The 23,995-nt window shown below is 64.7% G+C and carries 23 protein-coding genes; 12 read left to right on the top strand and 11 right to left on the bottom strand.

Features of this window, described 5'->3' with window-relative positions; translation table 11 throughout:
- Positions 1-4: 4 nt before the first annotated feature.
- Positions 5-667 (top strand): thiaminase II, encoded by a 663-nt coding sequence (gene tenA / locus ACQY4S_RS23225; protein ID WP_428487564.1) that lies wholly within the window; start codon positions 5-7, stop codon positions 665-667.
- A gap of 160 nt (positions 668-827) precedes the next feature.
- Here tenA and ACQY4S_RS23220 read toward each other — a convergent pair whose 3' ends face one another.
- From ACQY4S_RS23220 to ACQY4S_RS23205, 4 genes are all read right to left on the bottom strand, one after another.
- Positions 828-1,511, bottom strand: coding sequence for a cold-shock protein (locus ACQY4S_RS23220; RefSeq protein WP_428488484.1), 684 nt, complete (start codon positions 1,509-1,511; stop codon positions 828-830).
- Between the two features lie 844 nt (positions 1,512-2,355).
- The gene (locus ACQY4S_RS23215; protein WP_428487563.1) at positions 2,356-4,428 is read right to left on the bottom strand and encodes a lysylphosphatidylglycerol synthase domain-containing protein; all 2,073 of its coding nucleotides are present in this window, start codon (positions 4,426-4,428) and stop codon (positions 2,356-2,358) included.
- Positions 4,429-4,431: 3 nt separating this feature from the next.
- Complete coding sequence (locus ACQY4S_RS23210; RefSeq protein ID WP_428487562.1) at positions 4,432-6,024, bottom strand: lysine--tRNA ligase; 1,593 nt, start codon at positions 6,022-6,024, stop codon at positions 4,432-4,434.
- Positions 6,025-6,161: 137 nt separating this feature from the next.
- Entirely contained in the window at positions 6,162-7,106 is a 945-nt protein-coding gene (locus tag ACQY4S_RS23205; protein ID WP_428487561.1) for an alpha/beta hydrolase, read from the bottom strand.
- A 312-nt stretch (positions 7,107-7,418) separates the two neighbouring features.
- Between ACQY4S_RS23205 and ACQY4S_RS23200 the strand changes: the two genes are divergently transcribed.
- Both ACQY4S_RS23200 and folD read left to right on the top strand, forming a co-directional pair.
- Positions 7,419-7,733, top strand: a complete 315-nt coding sequence (locus ACQY4S_RS23200; protein ID WP_428487560.1) for a YggT family protein — start codon at positions 7,419-7,421, stop codon at positions 7,731-7,733.
- A 127-nt stretch (positions 7,734-7,860) separates the two neighbouring features.
- Positions 7,861-8,706, top strand: a complete 846-nt coding sequence (gene folD / locus ACQY4S_RS23195) for a bifunctional methylenetetrahydrofolate dehydrogenase/methenyltetrahydrofolate cyclohydrolase FolD (protein ID WP_428487559.1) — start codon at positions 7,861-7,863, stop codon at positions 8,704-8,706.
- Positions 8,707-8,733: 27 nt separating this feature from the next.
- On the opposite strand, the gene ACQY4S_RS23190 is transcribed toward folD, so the two are convergent.
- Positions 8,734-9,426: a cyclase family protein gene (locus ACQY4S_RS23190; RefSeq protein ID WP_428487558.1), complete on the bottom strand. Its 693-nt coding sequence runs from the start codon at positions 9,424-9,426 to the stop codon at positions 8,734-8,736.
- Positions 9,427-9,603: 177 nt separating this feature from the next.
- Here ACQY4S_RS23190 and ACQY4S_RS23185 point away from each other — a divergent pair, with 177 nt between their 5' ends.
- Positions 9,604-10,893, top strand: coding sequence for an MFS transporter (locus ACQY4S_RS23185; protein WP_428487557.1), 1,290 nt, complete (start codon positions 9,604-9,606; stop codon positions 10,891-10,893).
- A 13-nt stretch (positions 10,894-10,906) separates the two neighbouring features.
- A complete protein-coding gene (locus ACQY4S_RS23180; protein WP_428487556.1) occupies positions 10,907-11,662 on the top strand; it encodes an SDR family NAD(P)-dependent oxidoreductase in 756 nt (251 codons plus the stop codon).
- On the opposite strand, the gene ACQY4S_RS23175 is transcribed toward ACQY4S_RS23180, so the two are convergent.
- From ACQY4S_RS23175 to ACQY4S_RS23160, 4 genes are read right to left on the bottom strand one after another with little or no spacing between them, the layout of a single operon-like run.
- The gene (locus tag ACQY4S_RS23175; RefSeq protein WP_428487555.1) at positions 11,652-12,095 is read right to left on the bottom strand and encodes a RidA family protein; all 444 of its coding nucleotides are present in this window, start codon (positions 12,093-12,095) and stop codon (positions 11,652-11,654) included. The genes ACQY4S_RS23180 and ACQY4S_RS23175 overlap by 11 nt on opposite strands.
- Before the next feature lie 31 nt (positions 12,096-12,126).
- The gene (locus ACQY4S_RS23170; RefSeq protein WP_428487554.1) at positions 12,127-12,939 is read right to left on the bottom strand and encodes an enoyl-CoA hydratase family protein; all 813 of its coding nucleotides are present in this window, start codon (positions 12,937-12,939) and stop codon (positions 12,127-12,129) included.
- Positions 12,939-13,454: a MarR family winged helix-turn-helix transcriptional regulator gene (locus tag ACQY4S_RS23165; protein WP_428487553.1), complete on the bottom strand. Its 516-nt coding sequence runs from the start codon at positions 13,452-13,454 to the stop codon at positions 12,939-12,941. Before ACQY4S_RS23165 ends, ACQY4S_RS23170 begins: the two co-directional genes overlap by 1 nt.
- The gene (locus ACQY4S_RS23160; RefSeq protein ID WP_428487552.1) at positions 13,451-14,248 is read right to left on the bottom strand and encodes an SDR family NAD(P)-dependent oxidoreductase; all 798 of its coding nucleotides are present in this window, start codon (positions 14,246-14,248) and stop codon (positions 13,451-13,453) included. The genes ACQY4S_RS23165 and ACQY4S_RS23160 overlap by 4 nt, the downstream gene beginning before the upstream one ends.
- A gap of 84 nt (positions 14,249-14,332) precedes the next feature.
- On the opposite strand from ACQY4S_RS23160, the gene ACQY4S_RS23155 reads away from it, so the two are divergent.
- From ACQY4S_RS23155 to ACQY4S_RS23135, 5 genes are all read left to right on the top strand, one after another.
- The gene (locus ACQY4S_RS23155; RefSeq protein ID WP_428487550.1) at positions 14,333-16,660 is read left to right on the top strand and encodes a bifunctional salicylyl-CoA 5-hydroxylase/oxidoreductase; all 2,328 of its coding nucleotides are present in this window, start codon (positions 14,333-14,335) and stop codon (positions 16,658-16,660) included.
- Between the two features lie 220 nt (positions 16,661-16,880).
- Positions 16,881-18,017 carry an ABC transporter substrate-binding protein gene (locus ACQY4S_RS23150; protein ID WP_428487549.1) on the top strand — a complete coding sequence of 379 codons (1,137 nt, stop codon included), beginning with the start codon at positions 16,881-16,883 and terminating at the stop codon, positions 18,015-18,017.
- 13 nt (positions 18,018-18,030) lie between these two features.
- Complete coding sequence (locus ACQY4S_RS23145) at positions 18,031-19,044, top strand: branched-chain amino acid ABC transporter permease (protein WP_428487548.1); 1,014 nt, start codon at positions 18,031-18,033, stop codon at positions 19,042-19,044.
- An 88-nt stretch (positions 19,045-19,132) separates the two neighbouring features.
- Positions 19,133-20,869, top strand: a complete 1,737-nt coding sequence (locus ACQY4S_RS23140; RefSeq protein WP_428487547.1) for an ABC transporter permease subunit — start codon at positions 19,133-19,135, stop codon at positions 20,867-20,869.
- Positions 20,866-21,588, top strand: coding sequence for an ABC transporter ATP-binding protein (locus ACQY4S_RS23135; protein ID WP_428487546.1), 723 nt, complete (start codon positions 20,866-20,868; stop codon positions 21,586-21,588). The genes ACQY4S_RS23140 and ACQY4S_RS23135 overlap by 4 nt, the downstream gene beginning before the upstream one ends.
- Positions 21,589-21,659: 71 nt before the next feature.
- Here the strand turns inward: ACQY4S_RS23135 and ACQY4S_RS23130 are convergent, their stop codons facing one another.
- Positions 21,660-22,469 (bottom strand): IS5 family transposase, encoded by an 810-nt coding sequence (locus tag ACQY4S_RS23130; protein ID WP_428483489.1) that lies wholly within the window; start codon positions 22,467-22,469, stop codon positions 21,660-21,662.
- Positions 22,470-22,617: 148 nt separating this feature from the next.
- On the opposite strand from ACQY4S_RS23130, the gene ACQY4S_RS23125 reads away from it, so the two are divergent.
- Together ACQY4S_RS23125 and ACQY4S_RS23120 are read left to right on the top strand one after the other, a co-directional pair.
- Complete coding sequence (locus tag ACQY4S_RS23125) at positions 22,618-22,977, top strand: type II toxin-antitoxin system RelE/ParE family toxin (protein ID WP_428487545.1); 360 nt, start codon at positions 22,618-22,620, stop codon at positions 22,975-22,977.
- A 22-nt stretch (positions 22,978-22,999) separates the two neighbouring features.
- On the top strand, positions 23,000-23,350 hold the full coding sequence (locus ACQY4S_RS23120) for a helix-turn-helix domain-containing protein (protein WP_428488483.1): 351 nt from the start codon (positions 23,000-23,002) through the stop codon (positions 23,348-23,350).
- A gap of 266 nt (positions 23,351-23,616) precedes the next feature.
- On the opposite strand, the gene ACQY4S_RS23115 is transcribed toward ACQY4S_RS23120, so the two are convergent.
- On the bottom strand, positions 23,617-23,913 hold the full coding sequence (locus ACQY4S_RS23115; protein WP_428487544.1) for a helix-turn-helix domain-containing protein: 297 nt from the start codon (positions 23,911-23,913) through the stop codon (positions 23,617-23,619).
- Positions 23,914-23,995: the final 82 nt, after the last annotated feature.

The raw sequence follows: 23,995 nt of genomic DNA, 5'->3' as shown, positions 1-23,995 counted from the left end.
GGACATGACCGGATTTTGCGATCAGGCCTGGCAGCGCACGACCGCATTGCGCTCTGCCATCCACGCCTTGCCCTTCAACCGCGAGCTGGCTGCCGGAACGCTCTGCCAGGACCGGTTCCGGTTCTACATCGCGCAGGACGCGTTGTACCTGGAGCAATATGCGCGCATCCTGGCCCTGGCCGGCGCGCGAGGTCCGGATGGCGCAACGCTGCAACTATTCGCCCGATCAGCCTTGGAAGCGGTGACGGTGGAGCAGGCGCTGCATGGCGATTACTTTGCCCACTTCACGATTGATCCAACCAGGATCGAACCGACGCCGGACTGTCTGGCCTACACCAGCTTCCTGTTGGCCACCGCCTATCAGGAACCGTGGGAGGTGCTGCTGGCGGCGCTGCTGCCGTGCTTCTGGATCTACTGGGATGTCGGAAACACCATCTCGCGTGAGGCCGCGGCAGACAATCCATACCGTGCCTGGATCGATACCTATTCCGACGAGGCGTTCGGCAAAGCAGTCGGTGCGGTGATCGCAGCAACTGACAGGGCGGCGGAGACTGCAACACCGAATGTGCAGGACAAGATGATACAAGCGTTCATCCGCTCGAGCCAGTTCGAATGGCTGTTCTGGGACGGCGCCTATCGGATGCGGGAATGGCCGTTCAGCTCGTAGCCGCCTGGCGCATCATGTGATTGCCGGTTCATGGTCAGGCTTCAGATCAGGGGGCGCTCCGTCCACTCGACGTCACTGCCGTCCGCGGCAATGCGTGAGTGGACGGATCAGCCTTTACTCGAGTCACCCGGCCGTGACAGGGAAATTAAGTGGCGTCTGATCAGGTCGTGCGAATGGACGCCGCTTCCGGGCCCTTGGCACCTTGAACCACATCCATCCAGATCGTCTGGCCTTCCGCGAGCTGCATAACGCCGGCCCGCTGCAGGGCGGAGGCATGAACGAAAACATCCTTCCCGCCTTCAGCCGGAGCCACAAAGCCGAAGCCCTTGGTCGCGTTATACCACTTTACCGTGCCCTGCATCTCGACGGCGGGTCCGGTTGGTGCGCCGCGTCGCGGCGCACCGGCGCCACCAGCAAATCCGCCGCCGCCGAAGCCGCCGGCGGGACCGCGAGGGGCACCCACGCCTGCACCGGCGCCACGGCTGGCTGACGGTGTGGCTGTGCTTTCGTCGACCGAAAGCACCTCCGACACCTGGCGACCTTTCTGGCCTTGGCCGATACGCACGCGCAGCGTCGCACCTGGGCTGACCGCGCTGTGGCCTGATTGGTTCAAGGTATTGGCGTGCAGGAACGCATCACCGGATCCATCGGACAATGCCACGAAGCCAAAGCCTTTTTCCGGGTTGAACCACTTGACGGTGGCATCATGTTCTGGCCCGAAACCGGCCGAGGAGGGCCATGATGGTGCGGGCCGCGGCATATCGCCAGGCGGGGCACGATCAAAGGCGAAATCGTCGTCGAAGCCGCGGCGCCGGCTCGGGCGTCCGCGGCCGCGGTTGGTCATGTTCAAGAGAGGGTCGTCCCTATTATTATACGCGTTATGTATGGCGTTCAATGTCCCACAAGACATCGGCGCCGGTTTGCCTCCGTCCGGCGATGGCAGGTACCCGTAGCGTAGCGGTTGATCCCGCGCTGCATACTGCCACGTTGCACATCCACCGGCAGTCATCACGACTGATCCTTGACTATATCGCGCGCAACTGGTTTCGCCCATACCCAATGCAGCGGAAATCGACTCCGGGCGATGAAATTCCAGTCGCCTGTCAAGAAGATGTTCAGTGTGCAGGATCGAATCTTTGGCTTTCCGCTGGGTTCTCCCATGTTCTTTGGACGCCAGATCCTGGTCACGCTGTCCGGTTCCAGCAGGTTCCCGGCCAAGCCACCTCCATCCGCTCAACACCGCGTCGCTTGACGCCTTAAAACGAGCGTCGACACGGATCCTGGCTCAGGACTCCGCGACCGCTGGCGAACCCCTGACTTCGGCTGTTAGCTCTTTGTTTTCAGTCGTGTGCTTATGCCTCTACATTCGTCACGAGAGGCGACGAGCTTCGCGGGCAAGGCACGCGGTCTCGCTCCAGCCGTCGCAGGATTGCGCGCTGCCGGACCGGCGCTTGATGTTTCCAACCTGCACGGTGGGCCACCTGCACGGTGCCCGGTATGTTCTGGAGCGCCGCAAAGGGCTGGATGAGTTGATTGAACTCTGGCTTTCTTGCTTGCCGCCGCGGCATGATCTATCTATTCACAATGCTGTGAATTTAGACTGGCGTCGTCCGCTAATCTTCATGCTGTTGTCTCAGTCTGACCTCCAGCACCCATTCGATTAATTCAAGGGCCGGGCTGCCGCACCGTCAGGCCGAGATTGCCACGCCGGCACGTGTCGCGGTCATCGCCGCCATGGCGTGGGCCAGCCGGGGCAGCACTGGCAGCAGGATGTCCAGATCGCGCTCCGCGACACACACCAGGTATTGGTCGGCCACAGGCGCATCACCAAAAGACTCCGGCATCGGCAGACCATCCATACCCAGCGGCAAGGCCGTCAAGCCCAGGTCACCATAAACTTTCAGCAGGTCGGGCCCGGCTCGCCATACCGCGGCGTCAAGCCCTTCCTGCTGTGCCAGATCGCGCAGCCGCCAGATGGCCGAAACCCGGTCTGCCTGCTCCCCGGACGGGTCACCAAGCCCGAGCAGCACACGGCCGCAGCGGCGGAACGGAATCGCCGCCCGCGCGGCCTCTCCCATCACCAGGCCGTCCGCCTCCACCGAGGCGGCATAACCGGGGCCAGCACCCAGCCCCAGCAAAAGCCGCCTGGTGTCATTGTCCCACGGCAGATAGCGTACCCGGCCAGGCCGCAGCAGCAGCCAGATCGCGGTCAGCCCGAACAGCATGGCGATACCCACCGAAAGACGCACCGAATTCGGTAGTTCGCGCGATATGATCACTGCCCAGAAGGCGTTGTTCTGCAGCAGGTGTGTATGCGACCGGGTCGCCGCCAGTGACAGCAGGCAGACCACCAGCACCACCAGCGACAGCGCACTGCCCGGCCGCAGCGGTCCACTGAGCAGATGTGCGTGCCGATAGAAGCAGGCGCGGAACGGCGCCAGCAGCAGGGTCGTCAGCACTAGGATACCTACTACCCAAAGCCGATTGGTCTGCGTGGCAGCGAAGGCGGCGCCCAGGACCAGCAGCAGGATGGTCAGTCCCCAGGCGAGGTTCACCCGGTGCGACAGGCCGATCGCCATCATGACCAGGCCAGCGCCGATCAAGGATGGCACGAACTGGCCGGCCTGGCTGGCCACCGCGCCGTAATCCGGGTCGAGCCAGGAGAAGTCGGCCTGCGGCGCCAGCACGCCAAGACACAGCATCAACATGCCACAGAGGCCGACGGCGCCGGTGGCGGCGGTGACCGCGAAATCAGGCTCGCTCCAATGGCCGATCGCCTGGACCGGCGGCAGGCGCCGGAGGTGACGCAGCAGGCCGCCGCCGCGCAGGATGATCTCGTTGCCAGCAAACAGTGATCCCGCCAGGAACAGCGGGATCACGTAGTAGTAGACCCGGAACACCAGGATGGCGCCGACGATGTGCGGCGGGCTGAGATACGGCGCCAGACCGAACAGCATGGCGGTGTCGAACACGCCGATGCCGCCCGGCAGGTTGGCGGCCAGGCCGGCTGTGTAGGAGGCAACATAGATACCCAGGAAGATCAGCCAGGTCAGTCCCGGCGCGTGCGGCAACAGCGCGTAGAAGATCGTCGCCGTCGTGGCGACGTCCACCGTGGCCAGCAACACCTGCACGATCGCCATGCGCCAGCCGGGCAGCTCGATCGTATGTCCAAACAGGCGGAGCGTCTTGAAGACGCGGGACAAGGTCACGTACGCGAGCACGATCGCCCACATCAGGACACCGACGCCATACAGCGCCGCATGCGGTAGATGCTGTCCGAAGAATGGGATCGCGCGCGGCTCGACAAACAGGATGGCGCCGCCGAGGACAAGGCCGCCCAATCCGAAGGTCAGGCTGCAGAATGCCACGGTCTTGCCGATCTGCAGCGGCGTGAGGCCCCAATGCGCATACAGGCGGTAGCGCACCGCCGCGCCGGACACCGCCGCGAATCCCAGATTGTGCGACAGCGCATAGGCGCAGAACGACGCGAAGGCCACCCGTCCGTAGGAAACCTTGTGGCCGGCATAGATCGTGCCGAGCCGGTCGTAGAAGGTCAGGATGAAGTAGGACAGGATTGTCCAGACGAAGGCGAACACCAGCGCGCTGACGGGGATCGCGGCCAGCGCCGCGCCGATGTCCTTCAGGCGCAGATGGCGGAATTCCCGCTGCACCACGTAGATGGCGCCGATCAGCAGCGCCACGCCCAGCACCGCCGGCAGATGCCGTAACCAGCCTTTGCCTTGCAAGAGCCTGGCGCCCATGGCTCAGGCCGCGTCCGCATCCGGCTTGCGCGCCAGGGCCGCGTGGATCAGCGCAATGGTCTCCGGAATGCCATACAGGGCAACGAAGCCGCCGAAACGCGGACCTTCCGGCTGGCCGAGAAGAACTTGGTACAGGCAGCCGAACCAGGCGCGCAGTTCCGGGAAAGCATGGCGCTTGCCGACCTCGAACACGATGTTCTGGATTGTTTCGGGTGCGCCGTCGGAAAGCGTGGCGAGCGCCGCGGCAAGGTCTTCCAGCGCGGCGCGCTCGTTCGCATCGGGATCGCGGTAGCGTTTGTCCGGACGGACGAAGTCGCGATAGTAGGCGATGGCGTGGTCCACCAGCCGCCCCAGCAACGGCTGGGTTTCCGGGCTGGCGCCAGGGACGTAGCGACGAATGAAACCCCAGAGGATGTCGGGCTGCTCGGCGTTGACCACGCTAGCCAGGTTCAACAGCATGGCGAAGGAGATCGGACTGCCGCCGTGGTTGGGCAGGCGGCCGGCATGGATGTGCCAGACCGGGTTGGCGCGTTGCATCTCGGGTGCCTGGGCACGAGCCTTGTCCAGGTTGCCGACATATTCGTCCACCGCCCGCGGAATGACGTCAAAATACAACCGCTTGGCGCGCTGCGGCTGGTTGTACATGAACTGCGAAAGGGCAACGTCAGGCGCATAGGTGAGAAATTCGTCAACCGTCAGGCCGTTGCCCTTGGACTTGCTGATCTTCTGCCCCTCCTGGTCCAGGAACAGTTCATAGGTCATGCCTTCCGGCGGCTGGGCACCCAGAATACGGCAGATCCGGCCGGAGAGTTTCACCGAATCGATCAGGTCCTTTCCCGACATCTCGTAGTCCACGTCCAGCGCATACCAACGCATCGCCCAGTCGGCCTTCCACTGCAGCTTGCAGGCACCGCCCTTGACCGAGCTTTCGAGACTATCGCCGGTCATCGGGTCCTTCCAGGTGACGGTGCCGGCGGCCGCATCGATGCGCTCCATCGGCACCTGCATGACGATACCGGTGCGCGGATGGATCGGCAGGATAGGCGAATAGGTCGCGCGCCGCTCCGGTCCCAGGGTCGGCAGGATGACCGCCATGACGGCATCATAGCATTCCAGGATACGGAGCAGCGCCGCATCGAAACGGCCAGCGGCATAATAGGCGGTGGAGGAGGCGAATTCATACTCGAAGCCGAAGCTATCAAGGAAGGCGCGAAGCCGGGCGTTGTTGTGCGCGCCGAAGCTGTCATGGGTGCCGAATGGATCGGGAATGCGGGTCAGCGGCTTGCCGAGGTGATGAGTCAACAGATCCCGGTTCGGCACGTTGTCCGGCACCTTGCGCAGCCCGTCCATGTCATCGCTGAACGCCAACAGCCGCGACGGCAGGCCGGTGAGTTCGGTGAAAGCATGGCGGACCCATGACGTGCGGGCGACTTCCCCGAAGGTGCCGATATGTGGCAGGCCGGACGGGCCGTAGCCGGTTTCGAACAGCGCGGCGCTTTTGCCGGCTGCGGCCAGTCGCTTGGCAACCTTGTGCGCTTCCTCGAATGGCCAGGCTTTTGGAATGCCGGCCTGGTTGTTGCGGACTGTATCGGGCATGGCGCGAAGCTATGGACCGGCCTCGCGCAGGTCAATCGGAACCGTCTAAATCGGGGTGAAACCCCCAACGATGGACATATTTTCATTCATGCGTGATAGTTTCGTCAAAGCCAATACACCATGAACCCAACTGCATGCTAATCCCGTTGCTCGTGGTTCGGCAGCAATGATCTGACCCAGTCGCACGCCTCGTCGATCGCGATGCTGGCGCGTTCCACCACGCCTGGAACATTGAAGAACCCGTGGTTCATGCCGTCCCAGCGCTTCATCCGCGTCGCCACGCCAGCCTGGCGCAAGCGGTCCGCGTAAGCTTCGCCTTCGTCCCGGAGCGGATCGTACTCGGCCGTCACCACTAGGGCCGGCGGCAAGCCAGCCAGGGTCGCGGCCCGCAGCGGGCTGGCGTGCGGGTGCGCGGCGTGGACCGGATCGGCCAGATAATGACCCCAGAACCAGTGCATGCCTTTCCGGGTCAGGCCGTAGCCGTCGGCATTCTCCGTCATCGAGGGCATGCCGGCGTCGTGGTAGTCGGTCACCGGATAGATCAGCAACTGGCCGAGCAGCGCTGGGCCGCCCTCGTCGCGGATGCGCAGCGCGGTGACGGCGGCCAGGTTGCCGCCCGCGCTGTCGCCGGCAACGAACACCTGGCCGGGATCGGCGCCCAGCGCGGCGGCATTCGCCACGGCCCAGCGGGTGGCCGCCAGGCAGTCATCCGTCGCGGCGGGAAATTTGTGTTCCGGCGCAAGGCGGTAATCCACCGACACGACCACGCAGCCGGTGCCGGCGCACAAATTGCGGCACATGCCGTCGTGCGTGTCCAGGTTGCAAACGACAAAGCCGCTGCCGTGGAAAAAGACGATTAGCGGAAACCGGCCTTCGCCGATCGGCGTATAGACGCGCAACGCCAGCGATCCAGCCGGTGCCTGCATGTCGCGGTTGGTCACCCTGGCAACTTTTGGGATGCGCAGGCCGGGGATCGCCCGGGCAGCGAATTGTTCCCGCGCTTCCGGCACCGTCAGGGTATGCAGCGGCGGCAGGGCCGCGCGCAGGTCGAGCAGCGTCTGGATTTGCGGATCGACCGGCATGTCAGGCTGCCTCGAACAGGCGGGGGGTGTGCATCCGAATGTCTCCTGCAGATTTCCGCCGCGATGTTGGCGCCGAAGCAGGCGGGCGTCCAGGCGATGATGGCGGTGAACCGGCATTGGTCCGGCACCTTGATCGGACAGGTCGCCTGAAGCCTCCCTGGTTTGCCACGTCCAGCCGAAACGGCAAAATTCCCTGGGATAGCGCGTCGGCCATTCCACATCTTCTGGCCTGAACAGTGGCGGCGCGTCAGTGTTGTTGCGGGCCGACAGGACCATCGCTAGGGTCCGCCGCTTATCAGGAGTGTAGCCTGCATGATCACGACGCTGTTCTGGCTCGTAAAACAGTTGCTGTGGCTGTACTGGTGGGCTGTCATACTGGCAGCCATTTTTAGCACGTTGGCGTCGTTCGGAATCCTCGATACCCGCAATCGGGTGGTCTGGTCGATCGGCGACTTCCTGTATCGTGTGACCGAGCCGGCGCTGCGGCCGATCCGAAATTTCCTGCCGAGTTTCGGCAGCATCGATATAAGCCCGATCATCCTGCTCCTGCTGATTCAAGCGGTTTTGATCCTGCTCAGCAATATCGAAGCCGCGATCGTGACCGGCGCGATGCAGTATCTGCTTTGACACGACCTGCTTTGACACGGGCCCGGCGGCTGTTTCCGGCGGCGGGGACAGCCGAACAGAGCACGCGGCACAAGACGTCGCGGATGGTCAGGCCGACCGCGACCTTGGCTGAACGTCGGGCGCGGCCATGACCGCCCGGTTGATCGACGGCAGATCAATCGCTGCCGCGCTGCGGGCTTCGGTGGCGCGGCGGATCACCTCGGCCGGCTTCCGGCCAGGCCTGGCGGTCGTCGTGCTGGGCGAGGACCCGGCCAGCGCCGTCTATGTCCGAACCAAGGATCGTGCGGCGCGGGAGGCCGGCATCGACGCGCGCTCCATCCGTCTGCCGGCCGACACCACCCAGGCGAACCTGCTGGCGACGATCGAGCAGCTCAACGGCGATCCGGCGATCGACGGCATCCTGGTGCAGTTGCCGCTGCCGCGCGGCATCGACCAGCATGCGGTGATCGAGGCCATCGATCCGGCGAAGGATGTCGATGGATTCCATCCCCTGAACGTCGGTCGCCTGGCGGATGGGCGGCCGACGCTGACGCCCTGCACGCCGCTGGGGGTGATGAAGCTGCTGCTGGCGGCTGATGTGGCGATGAGCGGTGCGCGGGCTGTCGTGCTTGGCCGCTCCTCCATCGTCGGACGGCCCATGGCGTCGCTGCTGCTGGCGGCCGACGCCACGGTCACGATCGTCCATTCGCGCAGCCGGGACTTGGCGGGCGAGTGCCGCCGGGCGGACATCCTGATCGCCGCCGTCGGCAAGCCGGAGATGGTTCAGCCCGGTTGGGTCCGGCCGGGCGCGACGGTGATCGACATCGGCATCAATCGGCGGCCGAACGGGCGTCTGGTGGGCGATGTCGCGTTCGAAACATGCGCCTTGGTTGCCGGCGCCATCACACCCGTGCCGGGCGGGGTTGGGCCGATGACCGTGGCTTGCCTGCTGGAGAACACGCTGAACGCGGCGCTGCGGCGACGGTTGGAGTGAGGCCGATGGGCAGGGTGAGGCAGACGGTCAGTCTTCCAGCCAGGCGACCGCGCGGATCGGACTCCCTGTGCCGCCCTTTATCTTCAGCGGAAACCCGATAAAGCGGAAACGGCCGCGGCCGACCAGCTTTTCAAGGTTGACCAGCCCCTCCATGTGGGTGAAGCCCATGTCGCGGCAGACGTGGTGAACCTCGAAGTTGCCGCGGCCCGGGCGTCCGGGGCTGGCCGCCTCGACACCGAACATCTTGATGCCCTTCTGGCCAAGCCACGTCGCGGAGTCCTTCGTCAGCCCTGGGAAATCCGTGATGTAAGCCTCGGTGCCGTAGGTCCGACGATAGAAGTCCATGTGCAGAAGCACGGTGTCCCCACGCCTGATCTCGACCCCGGCGGCGGCTTCCGCCTGCCGCAGGTCGCTGATGCTGATGTCGCTCTTCAGCGGTTTGTGCGACAGGTCGAGGCACACCGCCTCGGTGAAGAAATCCTCCAGCGGCATCTGGTCGATCGAGCGTGCCCCCGGCTTCTCATCGAAATGAACCGGCGCATCGACATGGGTTCCGGAATGATCGCCCATGTTCAGCGACGTCACCGCCGAGGAGAAAGTATAGCCGTCGGCGACCCGCTTTTCCTCATGCGTCGTGAACGGCGCGATGATGACCATCGGGTGATTGGGCAGCCGCGCCATCTTGTGATGAATATCCCGGCTGAGATCGATCAATTGCATGACGAATGGCTCCTTTCCGATGGCCTGGACCGATTGATTATGACCTCGGGTCGTGGTGTGGACCATAGCGCTGCAAGTCAGCCAGAAAATGTCGCAAAAGCCGCGGCACATCGAACGGGAGGTCGTATGGACGAGTTGGCGGCTAACACCAGACATTCTTCCGTCACCACGGATGGCATGACCAATGTCAGATGGCGGATGTTTTTTCTGATCCTGCTGACGGTTGCGGTGAATTATATCGATCGCGCGTCGCTGTCGGTCGCGATGCCGTTGATAAGCCGAACGTTCACCATCCCACCGGCGGTGCAGGGGCTACTGCTGAGCGGCTTCTTCTGGACCTATTGCTTCATGCAGATCCCCGCCGGCCTGCTGGCGGACCGCTTCCTGCCGCGCGTCGTGATCACCTATGCCACGATCGGCTGGGGCGCCTTCGCCGCGCTGGCCGCGGCCTCCACCGGATGGATCATGTTGCTGGCGACCCGCTTCGGCCTGGGTGCGACGGAGGCGCCGATCTATCCAGCCGGCGCCAAGCTGGTGGGGCTTTGGATGACTCCGACCGAGCGTGGCCGCGCGGCGGCGCTGCTGGATGGCGGAGCACCGCTTGGGTCCGCGGTGGGATCATTGATCATCGCCGGCCTGATCGCGCTGCTAAACTCCTGGCGCCTGGCGTTTCTGATCGCCGGCCTCGGCACCATCGCCTGCGGCGTGTTCGCCTGGTTCTACATCCGCAACCATCCACAGGAGCATGGATCGGTGAACGCGGCCGAGAGGCAGCATATCGAAGCGGGCCTGCGGGAAGCCAGCGATGCCAGCCGGCGGGCAGGCAGCGGAGCGATCCACACGCGCCAGATGTTCTCCAGCCCGTCGATCTGGCTGCTGTTCGTCGGCTGGTTCTGTTTCAATTCGTTATGGTATGGCTTTCTCACCTGGATCCCCAGTTTCCTTGCCAAGACACAAGGCCTGAACATCGCCGCGCTCGGCTGGCTGACGTTCCTGGTGTTCTTCGCCGGCTTTGTCGGGGAAATGGTCGGCGGCCAGTTGCTGGATTACTGGATGCGCACCGATGGCCGGCCGGCGGTGGTGTTCCGCCGCCTGTTCGGGATTTCATCCGTGCTGGCGACCGTCGCGGTGTTCCTGGTCGGCTATGTGCATGAGGAAGCGGCGGTGGTTGCCTTGCTGGCTGCGACGATGTTCTTCCTGCGCTGGTGCGGCATGTACTGGACGCTGCCGGCGTTGCTGATCGGCGGCGAGCGGGCCGGCTTCCTGGCCGGATGCATGAACTTCGCCGGCAATCTGTCCGGCATCGTGATCCCGGTGGTTGTCGGCTTTATTGTCGGCATGACCGGCTCCTATTACCTGGCGCTGATGGTCTTTGCCGGCGTCGGTGCGGGCTTGTTCATCTGCTCGATGAGCATACGCTACCGGCCGATCGTTGCCGCACCGGGGATGGCATCCGCTAGCATATGAGAGATCCAACTTGATGCCGGAGACCCAGATAGCCCTCGTCACCGGCGCCTCACGCGGGATCGGGCGGGAGACTGCCTATGCGCTGGCGGCCAAGGGCTTTGGCATCTTCCTTGCCGCGGAAGGCACCTCCGCGGAACTGGAGGAAGCCGCGGCGGCCTGCCTGACCCATGGCGCACCAGCGGCCTGCCATCATATCGCCGACCTGGCGGTGCCAGAAGCGGCGGAGGCGATGGTGGAAGCGGCAGTAGGCCGCTTCGGCCGGGTCGATGTGCTGGTGAACAACGCCGGCATCCGCTGCCGCAAGGCATTTGGAAGCTTTACCCGAAGCGACTTCGCCAGCCTGATCGAGGTCAATCTGGCGGCGGCGTTCTTCGCCAGCCAGGCGGTTCTGCCAGTCATGCGGCGCCAGGGCGGCGGACGCATCATCCATGTCGCCAGTCAGATGGGTTCAGTCGCGGCAGAGGAAAACGCCCTGTATGGGACGACCAAGGCTGCGCTGATCCATCTGGCGCGGAACATGGCGTTCGAACTGGCGCGGGATGGCATCCAGGTAAACACGGTTAGCCCCGGTCCGATCGCGACGCAATTCAACATCGATACCTGGGGCAGGCTGCCGGGCAAGCTGGAAACCATGGTGTCGCGCGTGCCGGCCGGCCGAATGGGACGCCCGCAGGAAATCGCCGAGGCGATCGCCTTCCTGGCGAGCACGCAAGGCAGCTTCATACACGGCCATGATCTGGTGGTCGACGGCGGCTACATCATTCACTGACGCGCCTGTCCACGATCAGAGGCCGGTCGGCCGCGGTTTCCGACACAATGGCCATTGCCTCGATCTCGACGCGGGCCTCGCGCTCCACCAACGCGACGACCTGCACCAGCGTCATGGCCGGATACCACTGGCCAAGCGCGCCCCGATAAGCCAAACCCACGGCGGGCAGAGACAATCGATATTCCTCGATATCCACCACATACCAGGTCAGGCGGGCGATGTGCTCCGGCTTGCCACCAGCTTCTCGCAGCACCGTCACCACGTTGTGCAGCGCCTGTGCCGTCTGCGCGACGAAGCCGTTGGCGAACCGGCCCTGTGCATCCCAGCCGATCTGGCCGGCGATCATCACCATTCGGCCGATCCCTGCGATTCCGTTGCTGTAGCCGCGCGGCACCGGCCAGCCAGTGGGTTGTAGGATGGTCAGGTCCGTCACGCCGCGGTGTCTCCCGTGATTCCCATGCAATTCAGTTGCCCGCAAACACGGGCTTCCGCTTGGCGATGAACGCGTCATACGCGCGACGGAAATCGCCGGTCGTCATGCACAGCGCCTGAGCCACCGCCTCGGCCTCGATCGCCTGATCGACCGACATTGCCCATTCCATCTGCAGCATCCGCTTGGTCATGCCGTTGGCGAAGGCAGGTCCGTCCGCCAGTTCCCGCGCCAACATGGCGGCATCACCCGCCAGTGTCTCCCGCGGCACGATGCGGTTGAAAAAGCCCCACGCCAGTCCCTCCTCCGCGCTCATTGCCCGTCCGGTGTAGAGCAGTTCCGACGCGCGTCCCTGGCCGATGATGCGGGGCAGGATGGCGCAGGCGCCCATGTCGCAGCCCGCCAGGCCCACGCGATTGAACAGGAATGCGACCCGCGCCGCCGACGTGCCGAGGCGCAGGTCGCTGGCCATCGCGATGATCGCGCCGGCCCCCGCCGCCACACCGTCCACCGCCGCGATGATCGGCTGCGGGCACGCTCGCATGGCTTTCACCAGTGCCCCGGTCAATGTGGTAAACGCCAGCAATCCTTTCGTGTCACGATCCAGCAGCGGACCAATGATCTCGTGCACGTCGCCGCCCGAGCAGAAATTGCCGCCGGCGCCTGTGATGACGAAAGCCCGCACCGAGTCATCGCCGATGGCGGCCTGGAAGATCGCCGCCATTTCCCGGTAGCTGTCGAAGGTGATGGGATTTTTTCGTTCCGGCCGGTCCAGGGTCAGCGTTGCCACCGAAGCGTCGATGGTGAACGACAGGCTGCTGGCGCGATATGAGGCCAAGGGAGCCATTACGCCATGTCTTCCGCCAATCCCAGCCGAGCACTGGCCTTCACCGATCCCAGCAGCCCGTGCAGGCTGGCGCGATCGGCGGGGGGCACCTGGGTGAACAGTTCGGCGATCCAGCTTTCGTGCGCGGCGGACTGACGCTCGAAGTCTGCCCGTCCCTCCGGCGTCAGGCGCAGCCGCTGGGCCCGCCGGTCGCTTTCATGCGCCCGCCGCTCGACCAGTCCGTCCGCCACCAGGCTGGCGGCGAGGGCGGTGATATTGCCATTGGACACCATCATGCGCCGGGAGATCTCGCCCAGGGTCAGGCCGTTCGGCGCTCGCTCAAGCTGCGCCAGCAGATCGAAACGCGGCAGCGTGGTGCTGAACTGCTCGCGCAACCGGCGCCTGATCTGCGCCTCCATCAGGTTCACGCAGGACAGCATCCGCAGCCACAGCCGCAGATTCGATTTGTGTTCGGCCGGGGTGCCAGCAAGCACCGTCTCCCGGTCAACCGCCGCGTGTCCATTATGCAGGCTCATGTCTCACCTCCATCCACTGCCAGCGCCTGGCCGTTCACCGCGTCCGAGCCAGGCATGCAGAGATACAGCACGCTGGCGGCGACTTCCTCGGGCCGTATCAGCCGGCCGAGCGGGTTGTTGCGCGCGAGGTCGGCGCGCGCTTCGTCGGGCGTGCGGCCGGTGCGGGAGACGATACGCGCCACGCTGTCGGCCACCAGATCGGTATCGGTAAAGCCGGGACAAACTGCGTTCACTGTCACGCCGCTGCCGGCAACCTCCTGCGCCAGGGCGCGGGTAAATCCCAGCAGCCCGTGCTTGGCGGCGACATAGGCACTGACGTAGCGATAACCCTTCAGCGATGCGGTGGAGGCGATGTTCACCACCCGACCGAAGCCGGCGTGCAGCATGCCCGGCAGCGCGGCGCGCGTGGTCGCGACCGAGGCCGCCACGTTCACCCGCCACATCCGCTCGAACATCGCGGCGTCGGTCTTCTGGAATGGCGCGCTTTCGGCGGCGCCCGCGGCGTTGACCAGCAGCAGAACCGGACCCAGCGCCGCCGCCGCCGCCGCCAGTGCGGCCACGGCCGCCGCTTCGTCGGCCAGGTCGACGATGGCGTGGAACGCGGCATCGCCAGCCTTCAGAGCAGCCCTTAAAGGGGCAATCCGCCGGCCAAGCACGGTGACGCGCGCGCCGGCTGCCGTCAGAGATGACGCTGATGCGCGGCCGATGCCGGTGCCGCCGCCCGTCACCAGCGCATGCCGTCCGGTGAGCGGCAGTGCGCGAGTCTTTTGCCCCGGCAAGCTGATCGCCGCCATGTCCTGCACTCCCTCACGACCATATAGACCTTGCGTCCAAAAATGTTCAAGCTTAAAGCAATTTCCAGGTATCGCGGAGGACGCATGCGCGTTGCGGTGATCGGCGGCGGTCCGGCGGGCCTCTACTTTGCCATCCTGCTGAAGCGGGATCGGCCCGACGCGCAAATCACGGTAACCGAACGCAACAGTCTCGACGACCCGTTCGGCTTTGGCGTGGTGTTCAGCGATCAGACGCTGGATGCGTTCGCCACCGCCGATCCGGTCAGCTACCGCGCGATCACGGACAACTTCGCCTATTGGGACGACATCGAGATCCACGTCCGCGGCAGCGTCCACCGCGTCGGCGGAAACGGGTTCTGCGGCTGCTCCCGCCGATCGCTGCTAATGCTGCTGCATGACCGGGCACGGAGCTTGGGCGTCGAGCTGCTGTTCAATCGCGACGCGATGCCGGAGGATTTTCCGGATGCCGACCTGATCGTCGCCGCCGACGGCATCAACAGCGCGATCCGAGAGCGGGCGGCGGCGCGGTTCCAGCCGCGGATCGATCTGCGGCCGAACCGCTTCGCCTGGATGGGCAGCACCCGCCCGTTCGACGCCTTCACCTTCTTTTTCAAGGAATGTGCCGAGGGCATCTTCATCGCCCATTGTTACCAGTATGAACCCGGCGCCAGCACCTGGGTGCTGGAAATGGAACCCGAGACCTTCCGCCGAAGCGGCCTGGATCAGGCGACCGAGGCGGAGTCCGCCCGGTTCATGGAGCATGTTTTCGCCGAGGAGCTTTGCGGCCACAAGCTGATCACCAACCGCAGCCTGTGGCGGCAATTCCCGATGATCCGCTGCGCCCGCTGGACAGATGGAAATGTCGTGTTGCTGGGCGATGCCAAGGCCACCGCACATTTCTCCATCGGCTCCGGCACCAAGCTGGCGATGGAGGATGCGATCGCGCTGCACCGCGCGGTCATCGGCGGCGGGACGGTGACGGAAAGCCTGGCGCGATTCGAGCATGGACGGCGGGAAGCCGTGGAGAAGATCCAGCACGCGGCGGATGTGTCGCTGGTATGGTTCGAGCGCGTGCGGCGTTTCTGGCCGATGCACCCGACCCGCTTCGCCTTCGGGGTGATGACCCGGTCGAAAGCCATCAGCTATGACGGCCTGGCGATGCGGGCGCCTGACTTCGTAAAGCAGGTGGACGCGTTGTTCGCGCGAGAGGCCGCCGGCAATGGCCTGCCCGGCGATACAAGGCGGCCGCCGATGTTCCAGCCTTTCAGGCTGCGCGGGATGGACCTGGCGAACCGCGTGGTGGTTTCGCCGATGTGCCAGTACAGCGCGGTGGACGGGCTGCCGACGGACTGGCACCTGGTGCATTATGGCGCGCGCGCCACCGGCGGGGCGGGGCTGGTCTATACCGAGATGACCTGTCCTTCGGCCGATGCCCGCATCACGCCGGGCTGCGCCGGACTTTGGACCGACGCGCAGGAAGCCGCCTGGACGCGTATCGTCGGCTTCACCCACATGCACGGGTCGGCCAAGATGTGCCTTCAGCTCGGCCATGCCGGGCGCAAGGGCAGCACGCGGCTGATGTGGGACGGCATGGACCAGCCGCTGCCTGATCGGAACTGGCCGGTCATGTCCGCCTCGGCGATTCCATATCACCCCGACAGCCAGCGTCCGCGCGCCATGGACCGCGCCGACATGGATCGTGCGGTGGCGGAGTTCCGGCAAGCGACGCTGCGCGGTGAGCGTTGCGGCTTCGACATGCTGGAACTGCACTGCGCCCACGGCTACCTGCTCGCCAGCTTCCTGTCGCCGCTGACCAACATCCGGACCGACGCGTATGGCGGCCCGGTCGAGAACCGGCTGCGCTTTCCGCTGGAGGTGTTCGACGCGATGCGCGCCGTCTGGCCGATCGACAAGCCGATGGCGGTGCGTCTGTCCGCCACCGACTGGGCGGATGGCGGGATTTCCGAAACCGATGTCGCCGCGATCGCACGCGCCTTCGCCGACCATGGGTGCGACCTGATCGATGTCTCCAGCGGGCAGACCGTGGCCGATGCTGCACCGGTCTATGGGCGCATGTTCCAGGTGCCGTTTTCCGACATGATCCGCAATGAGACGGGTCTGGCGACGATGTGCGTCGGCTCGATTACCTCGGCGGATCAGATCAACACCATCCTGGCCGCCGGCCGCGCTGACCTGGTCGCCCTCGCTCGGCCGCATCTGGTGGATGCCGGCTTTGCGATGCGCGCGGCGGCGGATTATGGCGTGACGGACATGGCCTGTCCGATCCAATACGAATACGGACGCGACGCGCTGATGCGCAGCGCCGGGCGGGAACGAGCCGACCTGCTGGAACTTCGCCGGCGCGTTCGGCCGAAAAGCCACGCTGCCACTGGCGGCGACCATGTGCGCTAGTTCCTTGTTAGCAGTGGCCTGCTTATCCCCTACGTCCGTCATTAAGACATGACGAACTTCGGGGGCATGACAGCAGGGGACGTGCATGCCGCCGAGGGACGTGGCATGACGCGAAGGCGTGTTGCCGCGCTGATTGTCGGGTCCACGCCTTTACGGTCGAGGCTGCCGGCGACCATCGCTCCAATCCTACGAACTGAACCATGACAAGTCGGGGACTGACATGCGGATAGCCAGGATACTCGGGACGGCGGCGCTGCTGATAAGCCTCGCGACAGCGGCATCGGCGCAGATCAAGATCGGCGCGATCATATCGATCACCGGACCCACGGCGGCCCTTGGCGTCGGCTACAAGAACGCCTTCGCGACCTTTCCGGCGGAGATCGACGGCAAGAGCGTCACCTACATCATCCGTGACGACGCCTCCGACGCCAGCGCCGCTGTCTCCATCGCACAACGGATGATCGAGGATGACCACATCGACGCGATGATCGGGCCGACGCTGACATCCTCCGCCCTGGCCGTGCAGCCGTTGATGAACGCGGCGAAGGTGCCGATGATCGCCACGGCACCGCTCGACTATGATGCGGTGAAGTATCCCTACACGTTCTCCGCCGTGCAGCCGGTTGGGCTGATGGTGAATGCCGTGGTCGCCGACATGAAGAAGCACGGCGTCAAAAGGCTGGCGTATATCGGCTTTGCCGACGGCTTCGGCGATCAGGTGTATGAGGCGACCAAGACCGCCGCCGCCAAGGCCGGCATCGAGTTGGTGGCGGACGAGCGCTATTCCCGCACCGATACCTCGACTGAAGCGCAGGTGTTGAAGGCGATGTCGAAGAAGCCGGATGCGGTGATGATCGGTGGCTCCGGCACGCCCGGTGCCTTGCCGGATGTCGGGCTGCACCGGCGTGGCTACAAAGGCCTGATCTACGGCAACCACGGCATGGTCAGCCCGGCCTTCCTGCGCGTCGGCGGCGCCCAGGTGGACGGCACCATCGCGGTCACTGGCCCGGTCGTGGTCTATGATCAGTTGCCCGCAAGCGTGCCGTCCCGGGCGCCGGCCACGACATTCATGAAGGCCCTGATCGCGAAATTCGGCCCCGACTCCGTCAGCCCCTTCGCCGGCTATAGCGAGGACGGGCTGCTGCTGCTTCAGGCCGCCATCCCGGCCGCGCTGAAAGCCGCCCAGCCCGGCACCGAGGCATTCCGCGTCGGGCTGCGTGACGCGCTGGAAAAGACCCACGACCTGATCGGCGTGCATGGCGTCTATTCGATGTCGCCGACCAACCATAACGGCATGGACGACCGCGCCCGCGTGTTGGTGCAGGCGGTGGACGGACAATGGCGGCTGGTCCACTAGCCGGCTGCGGTGAATGGACGGCCCGATTGTCCTGGCGCTGTTGCAGGATGGACTGACGACCGGGGCGATCTATCTGCTGCTGGCGGTCGGGCTGCTGATTGCCTTCAGCGTGACGCGGGTGATTTTCATTCCGCAGGGCGACCTGGTTTCCTATGCCGCGCTTTCGCTGGCCGGCATGATCGGCCATCGGGTGCCTGGGACGATCTGGCTGCTGGATGGGCTATGCGTGCTGGCGCTCGTGCTGGATCTGGGGCGCGGACGGATACGCGCACTGCTGCCATATGGCCTGGCACCCGCCGCGCTGACCCTCGCCTGCTGGGCCGCCGCGCGCTATGGCGCGCCTGCCCCGGTGATGATGGTACTGACACTCGCCATCGTCACCGCCCTCGGCCCGTTGCTGTATCGCTTCGCCTATGAACCGCTGGGCGAGTCATCCATGCTGGCGCTGCTGATCGTCTCGATGGCGCTGCATTTCGTGCTGATCGGCGTCTCGCTCTATGCCTTCGGCGCCGAGGGCGTCTCCACGCCGGCGCTGACGGATGCGAGCTTCGAGATCGGATCGGCGGAGGTATCCGGCCAGTCGCTCTGCGTCGGGCTGGTGTGCCTGGTCATGGTCGGCGCGCTGCGCTGGTTCTTCGTCCGGACACTGTACGGCAAGGCGCTGCGCGCGGCGGCGTCGGACCGGCTGGGCGCGCGGCTGATCGGCGTCGACCATGCCTTGAGCGGACGCACGGCCTTCGCGCTGGCCAGCTTCGCGGCGGCGATCAGCGGCATCCTGATCGCGCCGATCACGCCGCTGTCCTATGACACCGGGTTCGAGATCGGCCTGAAAGGCTTTGTCGCCGCGGTGATCGGCGGCCTCGCCTCCTACCCCGTGGCGGCGGCGGGGGCGCTGCTGGTAGGGGTGCTGGAATCGTTCTCCAGCTTCTGGGCGAGCGAATACCGCAACGTCATCGTCTTCGCATTGCTGATCCCGGTGCTGGTCTGGCTGTCGCTGGCGCGCGGCACGCCGGAGGACCAGGCGTGACGGCCATCCGGCGGTCGGAACACCGTCATGGCGAAGCCTGTCCTGATCGAAATCAGGCGATCATGCCGGGCAGGCTGCCGCCTTCTTCATGAATCGTGCCCTTGTTCCGCTGGCAGCGTTGCTTGCCTGCGCCCTGCTTCCCTCGGTCCTGACCGAATACCAGGCGACCATGGCCGGTTTTGTCGGTATCGCGGCGATCGTTGCCCTCGGCCTGGTCATGCTGACCGGCGTCAGTGGGCAGACGTCCTTCGGGCAGGCAACGTTTGTCGGACTCGCCGCCTACACCACCGCCTGGCTGACCCGGTTCGCCGGATGGCCGCCGCTGGCCGGCCTGGCCGCCGGGTTGGCGATAACCGGGGGCACCGCCTACCTGCTTGGCCTGATCACCTCCCGCATCTCCGGCCATTATCTGCCGCTGGCCACGATCGCGTGGTGCGCCAGCTTCTTCTACCTGTTCGGCGTCATCCCCGGTCTGGGCGGCTTCAACGGCTTTGGTGAAATTCCGCCGCTGTTCCCCGGCATTACCCGTGGCGTCGCGGCGGCGCTGATCGGCGGTGTCCTGGTTTGCGTCTATGTCCTGTGCGGCAACCTGTTGCGCAGCCGCACCGGCAGAGCGATGCGGGCGCTGGCGCGAAGCCGCGTCATGGCGGAGAGTGTGGGCATCGACACCGCCCGCCAGGCGCGCGCCGCCTTCGTGCTGGCAGCACTGCTGGCCGGCGTGGCGGGATGGCTGTTCGCGCATGTGCAGCGCTACGTCAGCCCGGCTCCGTTTGGCCTGGACGCCAGCATCGAATATGTCTTCATGGTCGTCATCGGCGGCGTCTCGCAACTGGGCGGCGCGGTCATCGGTGCCGCCGTGGTCGTGGTGCTGCGGGACCAGTTGACCGAGCTGCTGCCGCGCCTGCTGGGCTCATCCGGCAATTTCGAGACGGTCGTGTTCAGCCTCGGTGTCATCCTGCTGCTGCAATACGCCCCGCGCGGGATCGCGCCGCTGCTGACGCGCCGGGTTCGGCCGGTGCCGCTGCCCGCGGGCGCGAGGCTGGCGCATCGGGACATGCCGGCGCGCGGCGCACTGGTCCTGGAGGCGACCGCGCTGGAAAAGCGCTTTGGCGGCTTGCTTGCCGCCCATGCCATCGACCTGTCGGTGCATGCGGGGGAGATCGTGGCGCTGATCGGCCCGAACGGCGCGGGAAAGAGTACCACCTTCAACCTGATCAGCGGTGCGATGACGCCGAACGCCGGGTCGATCAGCCTGTTGGGCCACGACATCCAGGGTCAGGGCGCGCGTGCGACCGCTCGTCGCGGTTTGGCACGCACGTTCCAGCATGTGAAGCTGCTGCCGGAGGCGAGCGTGCTCGACAACGTCGCCCTCGGCGCGCACCTGCGCGGGCGGGGCGGCATGATCCGCTCCATGCTGCGGCTGGACCGGCCGCAGGAGGCGGCGCTGCTGCATGCCGCGCGGATACAGGCGAACCGCGTCGGACTTGGCGACGCGCTGCACCTGCCGGCTGGCAACCTGCCGCTGGGGCGGCAGCGCCTGGTGGAGATCGCCCGCGGCCTGTGCCTCGATCCCGTGGTGTTTCTGCTGGACGAACCCGCGGCGGGATTGCGATTGCGGGAGAAGCAGGCGCTGGCCACCCTGCTGGAGGCGCTGCGTGACGAGGGCCTGGCGATCCTGCTGGTGGAGCATGACATGGATTTCGTCATGGGCCTCGCTGATCGGGTCGTGGTGATGGATTTCGGCGAGAAGATCGCCGACGGCCGGCCGGAGCAGGTGCAGGACGATCGCGCGGTGCAGGAAGCTTACCTCGGTGGCATCGCATGACCTTGCTGGAGGTCGACGGCTTGTCCGCCGGTTATGGCCGAGCGGAGGTGCTGCATGGCGTGACGCTATCGGTCGCGGCGAAGCAGATCGTCGCCATCGTCGGGCCAAATGGCGCCGGCAAGACGACGTTGATGCACGCGGTGATGGGGCTTCTGCCGCGCCAGGGCAGCGTCATGTTCATGGGCCAGAAGGCAGGCGATGCCGGCTGGCTGGTGCGGCACGGCGTGGTCCTGGTGCCGGAAACCCGCGCGCTGTTCACCGACATGAGCGTGGAGGACAATCTGGAACTCGGCGCCTTCGCTCGCTGGCGGCAGGGTGCGCGCGACCTGCGGTCCTCGATGGCGGACGTGTTTGCTGTGTTTCCCCGGCTGGCGGAGCGGCGGCGGCAGTTGGCGGGCACGCTGTCGGGCGGCGAGCGGCAGATGCTGGCGTTGGGGCGGGCGCTAATGGCTCAGCCCAGGTTGCTGCTGCTGGATGAGCCGAGTCTGGGGCTGGCGCCGAAGGTCGTGGGGGATATTTTCCGGGTGATCGCGGGACTGCGCGATCGGGGCATCGCCATTTTGATAGTGGAGCAGAATGCTCGGGCCGCCTTGCAGTTGGCGGATTATGGGTATGTGCTGGAGATGGGCCGCGTCGCACTGCATGGACCGTGTGTGGCATTGGCCGAGGATGCACGGGTGGTCGAAACGTATCTGGGGCGGCGGCGGGAGACCGGCTAACGCGGGTGGACCATGGGCGTTACGGTCCGTGGAGGGCAACAAAAAGTATCAGGCTATCGACTTAGAGGCTGTTATGAACCTACCGCCAGTGAAGCGACGCGTTTGAGCATGAGGCATACAAATGCAATGAGGTGAAATCCTGCCAGAGTACTGGCATATCGTTCATAATCCCTGACCAGGCGCCGAAAGCGGGTCATCCAAGCGAACGACCGCTCGACCACCCAGCGACGCGGTAGCAAGACAAAACCCTTTTTGGCTTCCGGCAACTTGACCACAACCAGTTCGATACCGTTGGCTTCGGCGGCCGCGGCGGCGTTGGGACCATTGTAGCCCTGATCGGCGAACGCAACCTCGACGTTGTTGTCACTCACGGCCTGCACCGTCCGGGTCAGTCGGCCGACCTCAACCCGCTCGTCGACATCAGCCGCAGTGACGTGCAGTGCCAGCAGACTGCCCAGCGTATCGACCGCCAGATGCAGCTTCGAGCCCTTTTTGCGCTTGGCACCGTCATAGCCCGCACGCTGCCCGCTTTCCGGCGAGGACCGCAGGGTACGGCTGTCGAGAATGACGGCGCTTGGCTCTGCTGAGCGGCCCAAGGCGTGGCGGAGCACCGCCCGCAAATCGTCAACCAGCGCCTCGAAACAGCCCGCTGCCAACCACCGCTGCGCCTGCTGGTAGACCGCTGCCCAGGGCGGCAGGTCATTTGGCATCCAGCGCCATTGCGCGCCGGTCTTGATGATGTATCGCAGGCCGTTGAACACTTCCCGTAGCGGATGGGCCCGTTGTCCGGCATCCTCCGCCAGCAAGGTCAGGTACGGCGCAACCAAAACCCATTCTTCATCAGTTACATCAGACGGGTAGGGCTTGCGGACGGTGCTCATGCCTGCAAACTTGGTGATTACTCCGCCGCAGGTCCATAACAGGCTCTAGCCAAAATGCTTAGAGGTCATCAGGAGAGCTAAACAGGGAAGTCGGTTGGCATCTGAAATATGCCTTCAGAAACATATTTCCCTAAACTAATAGTGACATATGGCTTGGGTCGTTGTTTTCCATGAGGCGTTCGACGCTGAATTTCTCGAACTGCCCCGCGACGTGCAAACGGCACTGGCGGCCAAAGCGCGGTTACTGGAAAGCATCGGGCCAATGCTGGGGCGGCCTCATGTGGATACATTCAAGAACTCGCGGCACGGCAACATGAAGGAACTTTGGTTCAACGCGGCGGATGGTGCGTGGCGTGCAGCCTTTGCTTTCGACATTTCGCGGCAGGCCATCGTTCTGGTCGCCGGCGACAAGTCGGGCGGAAGTGAGGCACGGTTCTACCGCAGCCTTAGCGCCACAGCGGACAAGCGGTTTGACGACCACCTGGCGCGGCAGAAAAAGGGCGACTGACATGGCAAGGACGTTGGATGACGTGATCGGCGGCCTGCCGCCAGACCAGCAACAGGACATCACGGTGGCTTCGGCGCGTCTCATCGAGGACGAGATGACGTTGCGCGACTTACGCAAGGCGCATGAACTGACGCAGACGAGGATGGCGGAGGCCCTGCGTATCTCGCAGGATGGTGTGTCGCGCATTGAAAAGCGCAGCGATTTCCTGCTTTCGACGCTCCGCTCGTATGTCGAGGCGATGGGCGGGCAGTTGCGGCTGACTGCGGAGTTCCCCGACCGGAAACCCGTCACCATTTCCGGGCTTGATAGCCTTGGGACAGAGGTGAAGCGACACCGTCCCAGGCGTAAGGAAGTGGATACGCGTCAGCCCTGACCGGGTAATTTCAAAGAAGGCGGGTTATCAGCAGCGGCGGGGTTTGAGAGATCGCAAGTGGCTTGCCGGGTGAGAGCTTGTGACGACGAATAAGATGGTGGATGGGGCAGCGTAGGTTGACGCACGAGCCTGTCAGGAATCTTTTGTAAGGGACCACTCCAAGCCCGTCACGCAAGATTCCTGACAGGCTCAAGTTGTGTCTAATGGTTAACATAATCCGTTATTATGCGGTTGTACGGCTGATTGTCCTCCACTATCGCTATCCGCTAAATTGCATCAACGATCCCAAGAAGAATTTCTTGTAAGATTTCCGGAGTAATACTGCCTGGAGGTCCCCCAGATTTAATTTTTTCCCTAATCTTTTCCTTAATCCTTAATCTGAGTATTATACGATGGTCGAAATTCTCGCAGGCTTGCTCGATGGTCTTTGAAATCGAAGGTTCAACACTTTGATCACGTTCATAGCCTGCTATGGCACTGGCGGGAAAGCCGAGTTCGGTGGCAGCTTGAAACTGGGTAAAACCATGCTTTTCGCGCCAAGCCTTGAATTCCTGGGATGTCATGATCTGGAGTTCCGTCCAGCCTAAGCGAAAACTCGGTCAAAATCGGATGTAACCATTCTGCGCGGTCGCGTAACCCAGAGCG

The sequence above is a fragment of the Rhodopila sp. genome, from assembly GCF_965276935.1.
In the GTDB taxonomy this organism is placed as follows: Bacteria; Pseudomonadota; Alphaproteobacteria; order Acetobacterales; family Acetobacteraceae; genus Rhodopila.
The sequence above is the reverse complement of the archived record's forward strand: the minus strand, read 5'-3'. Positions and strand labels throughout refer to the sequence as shown.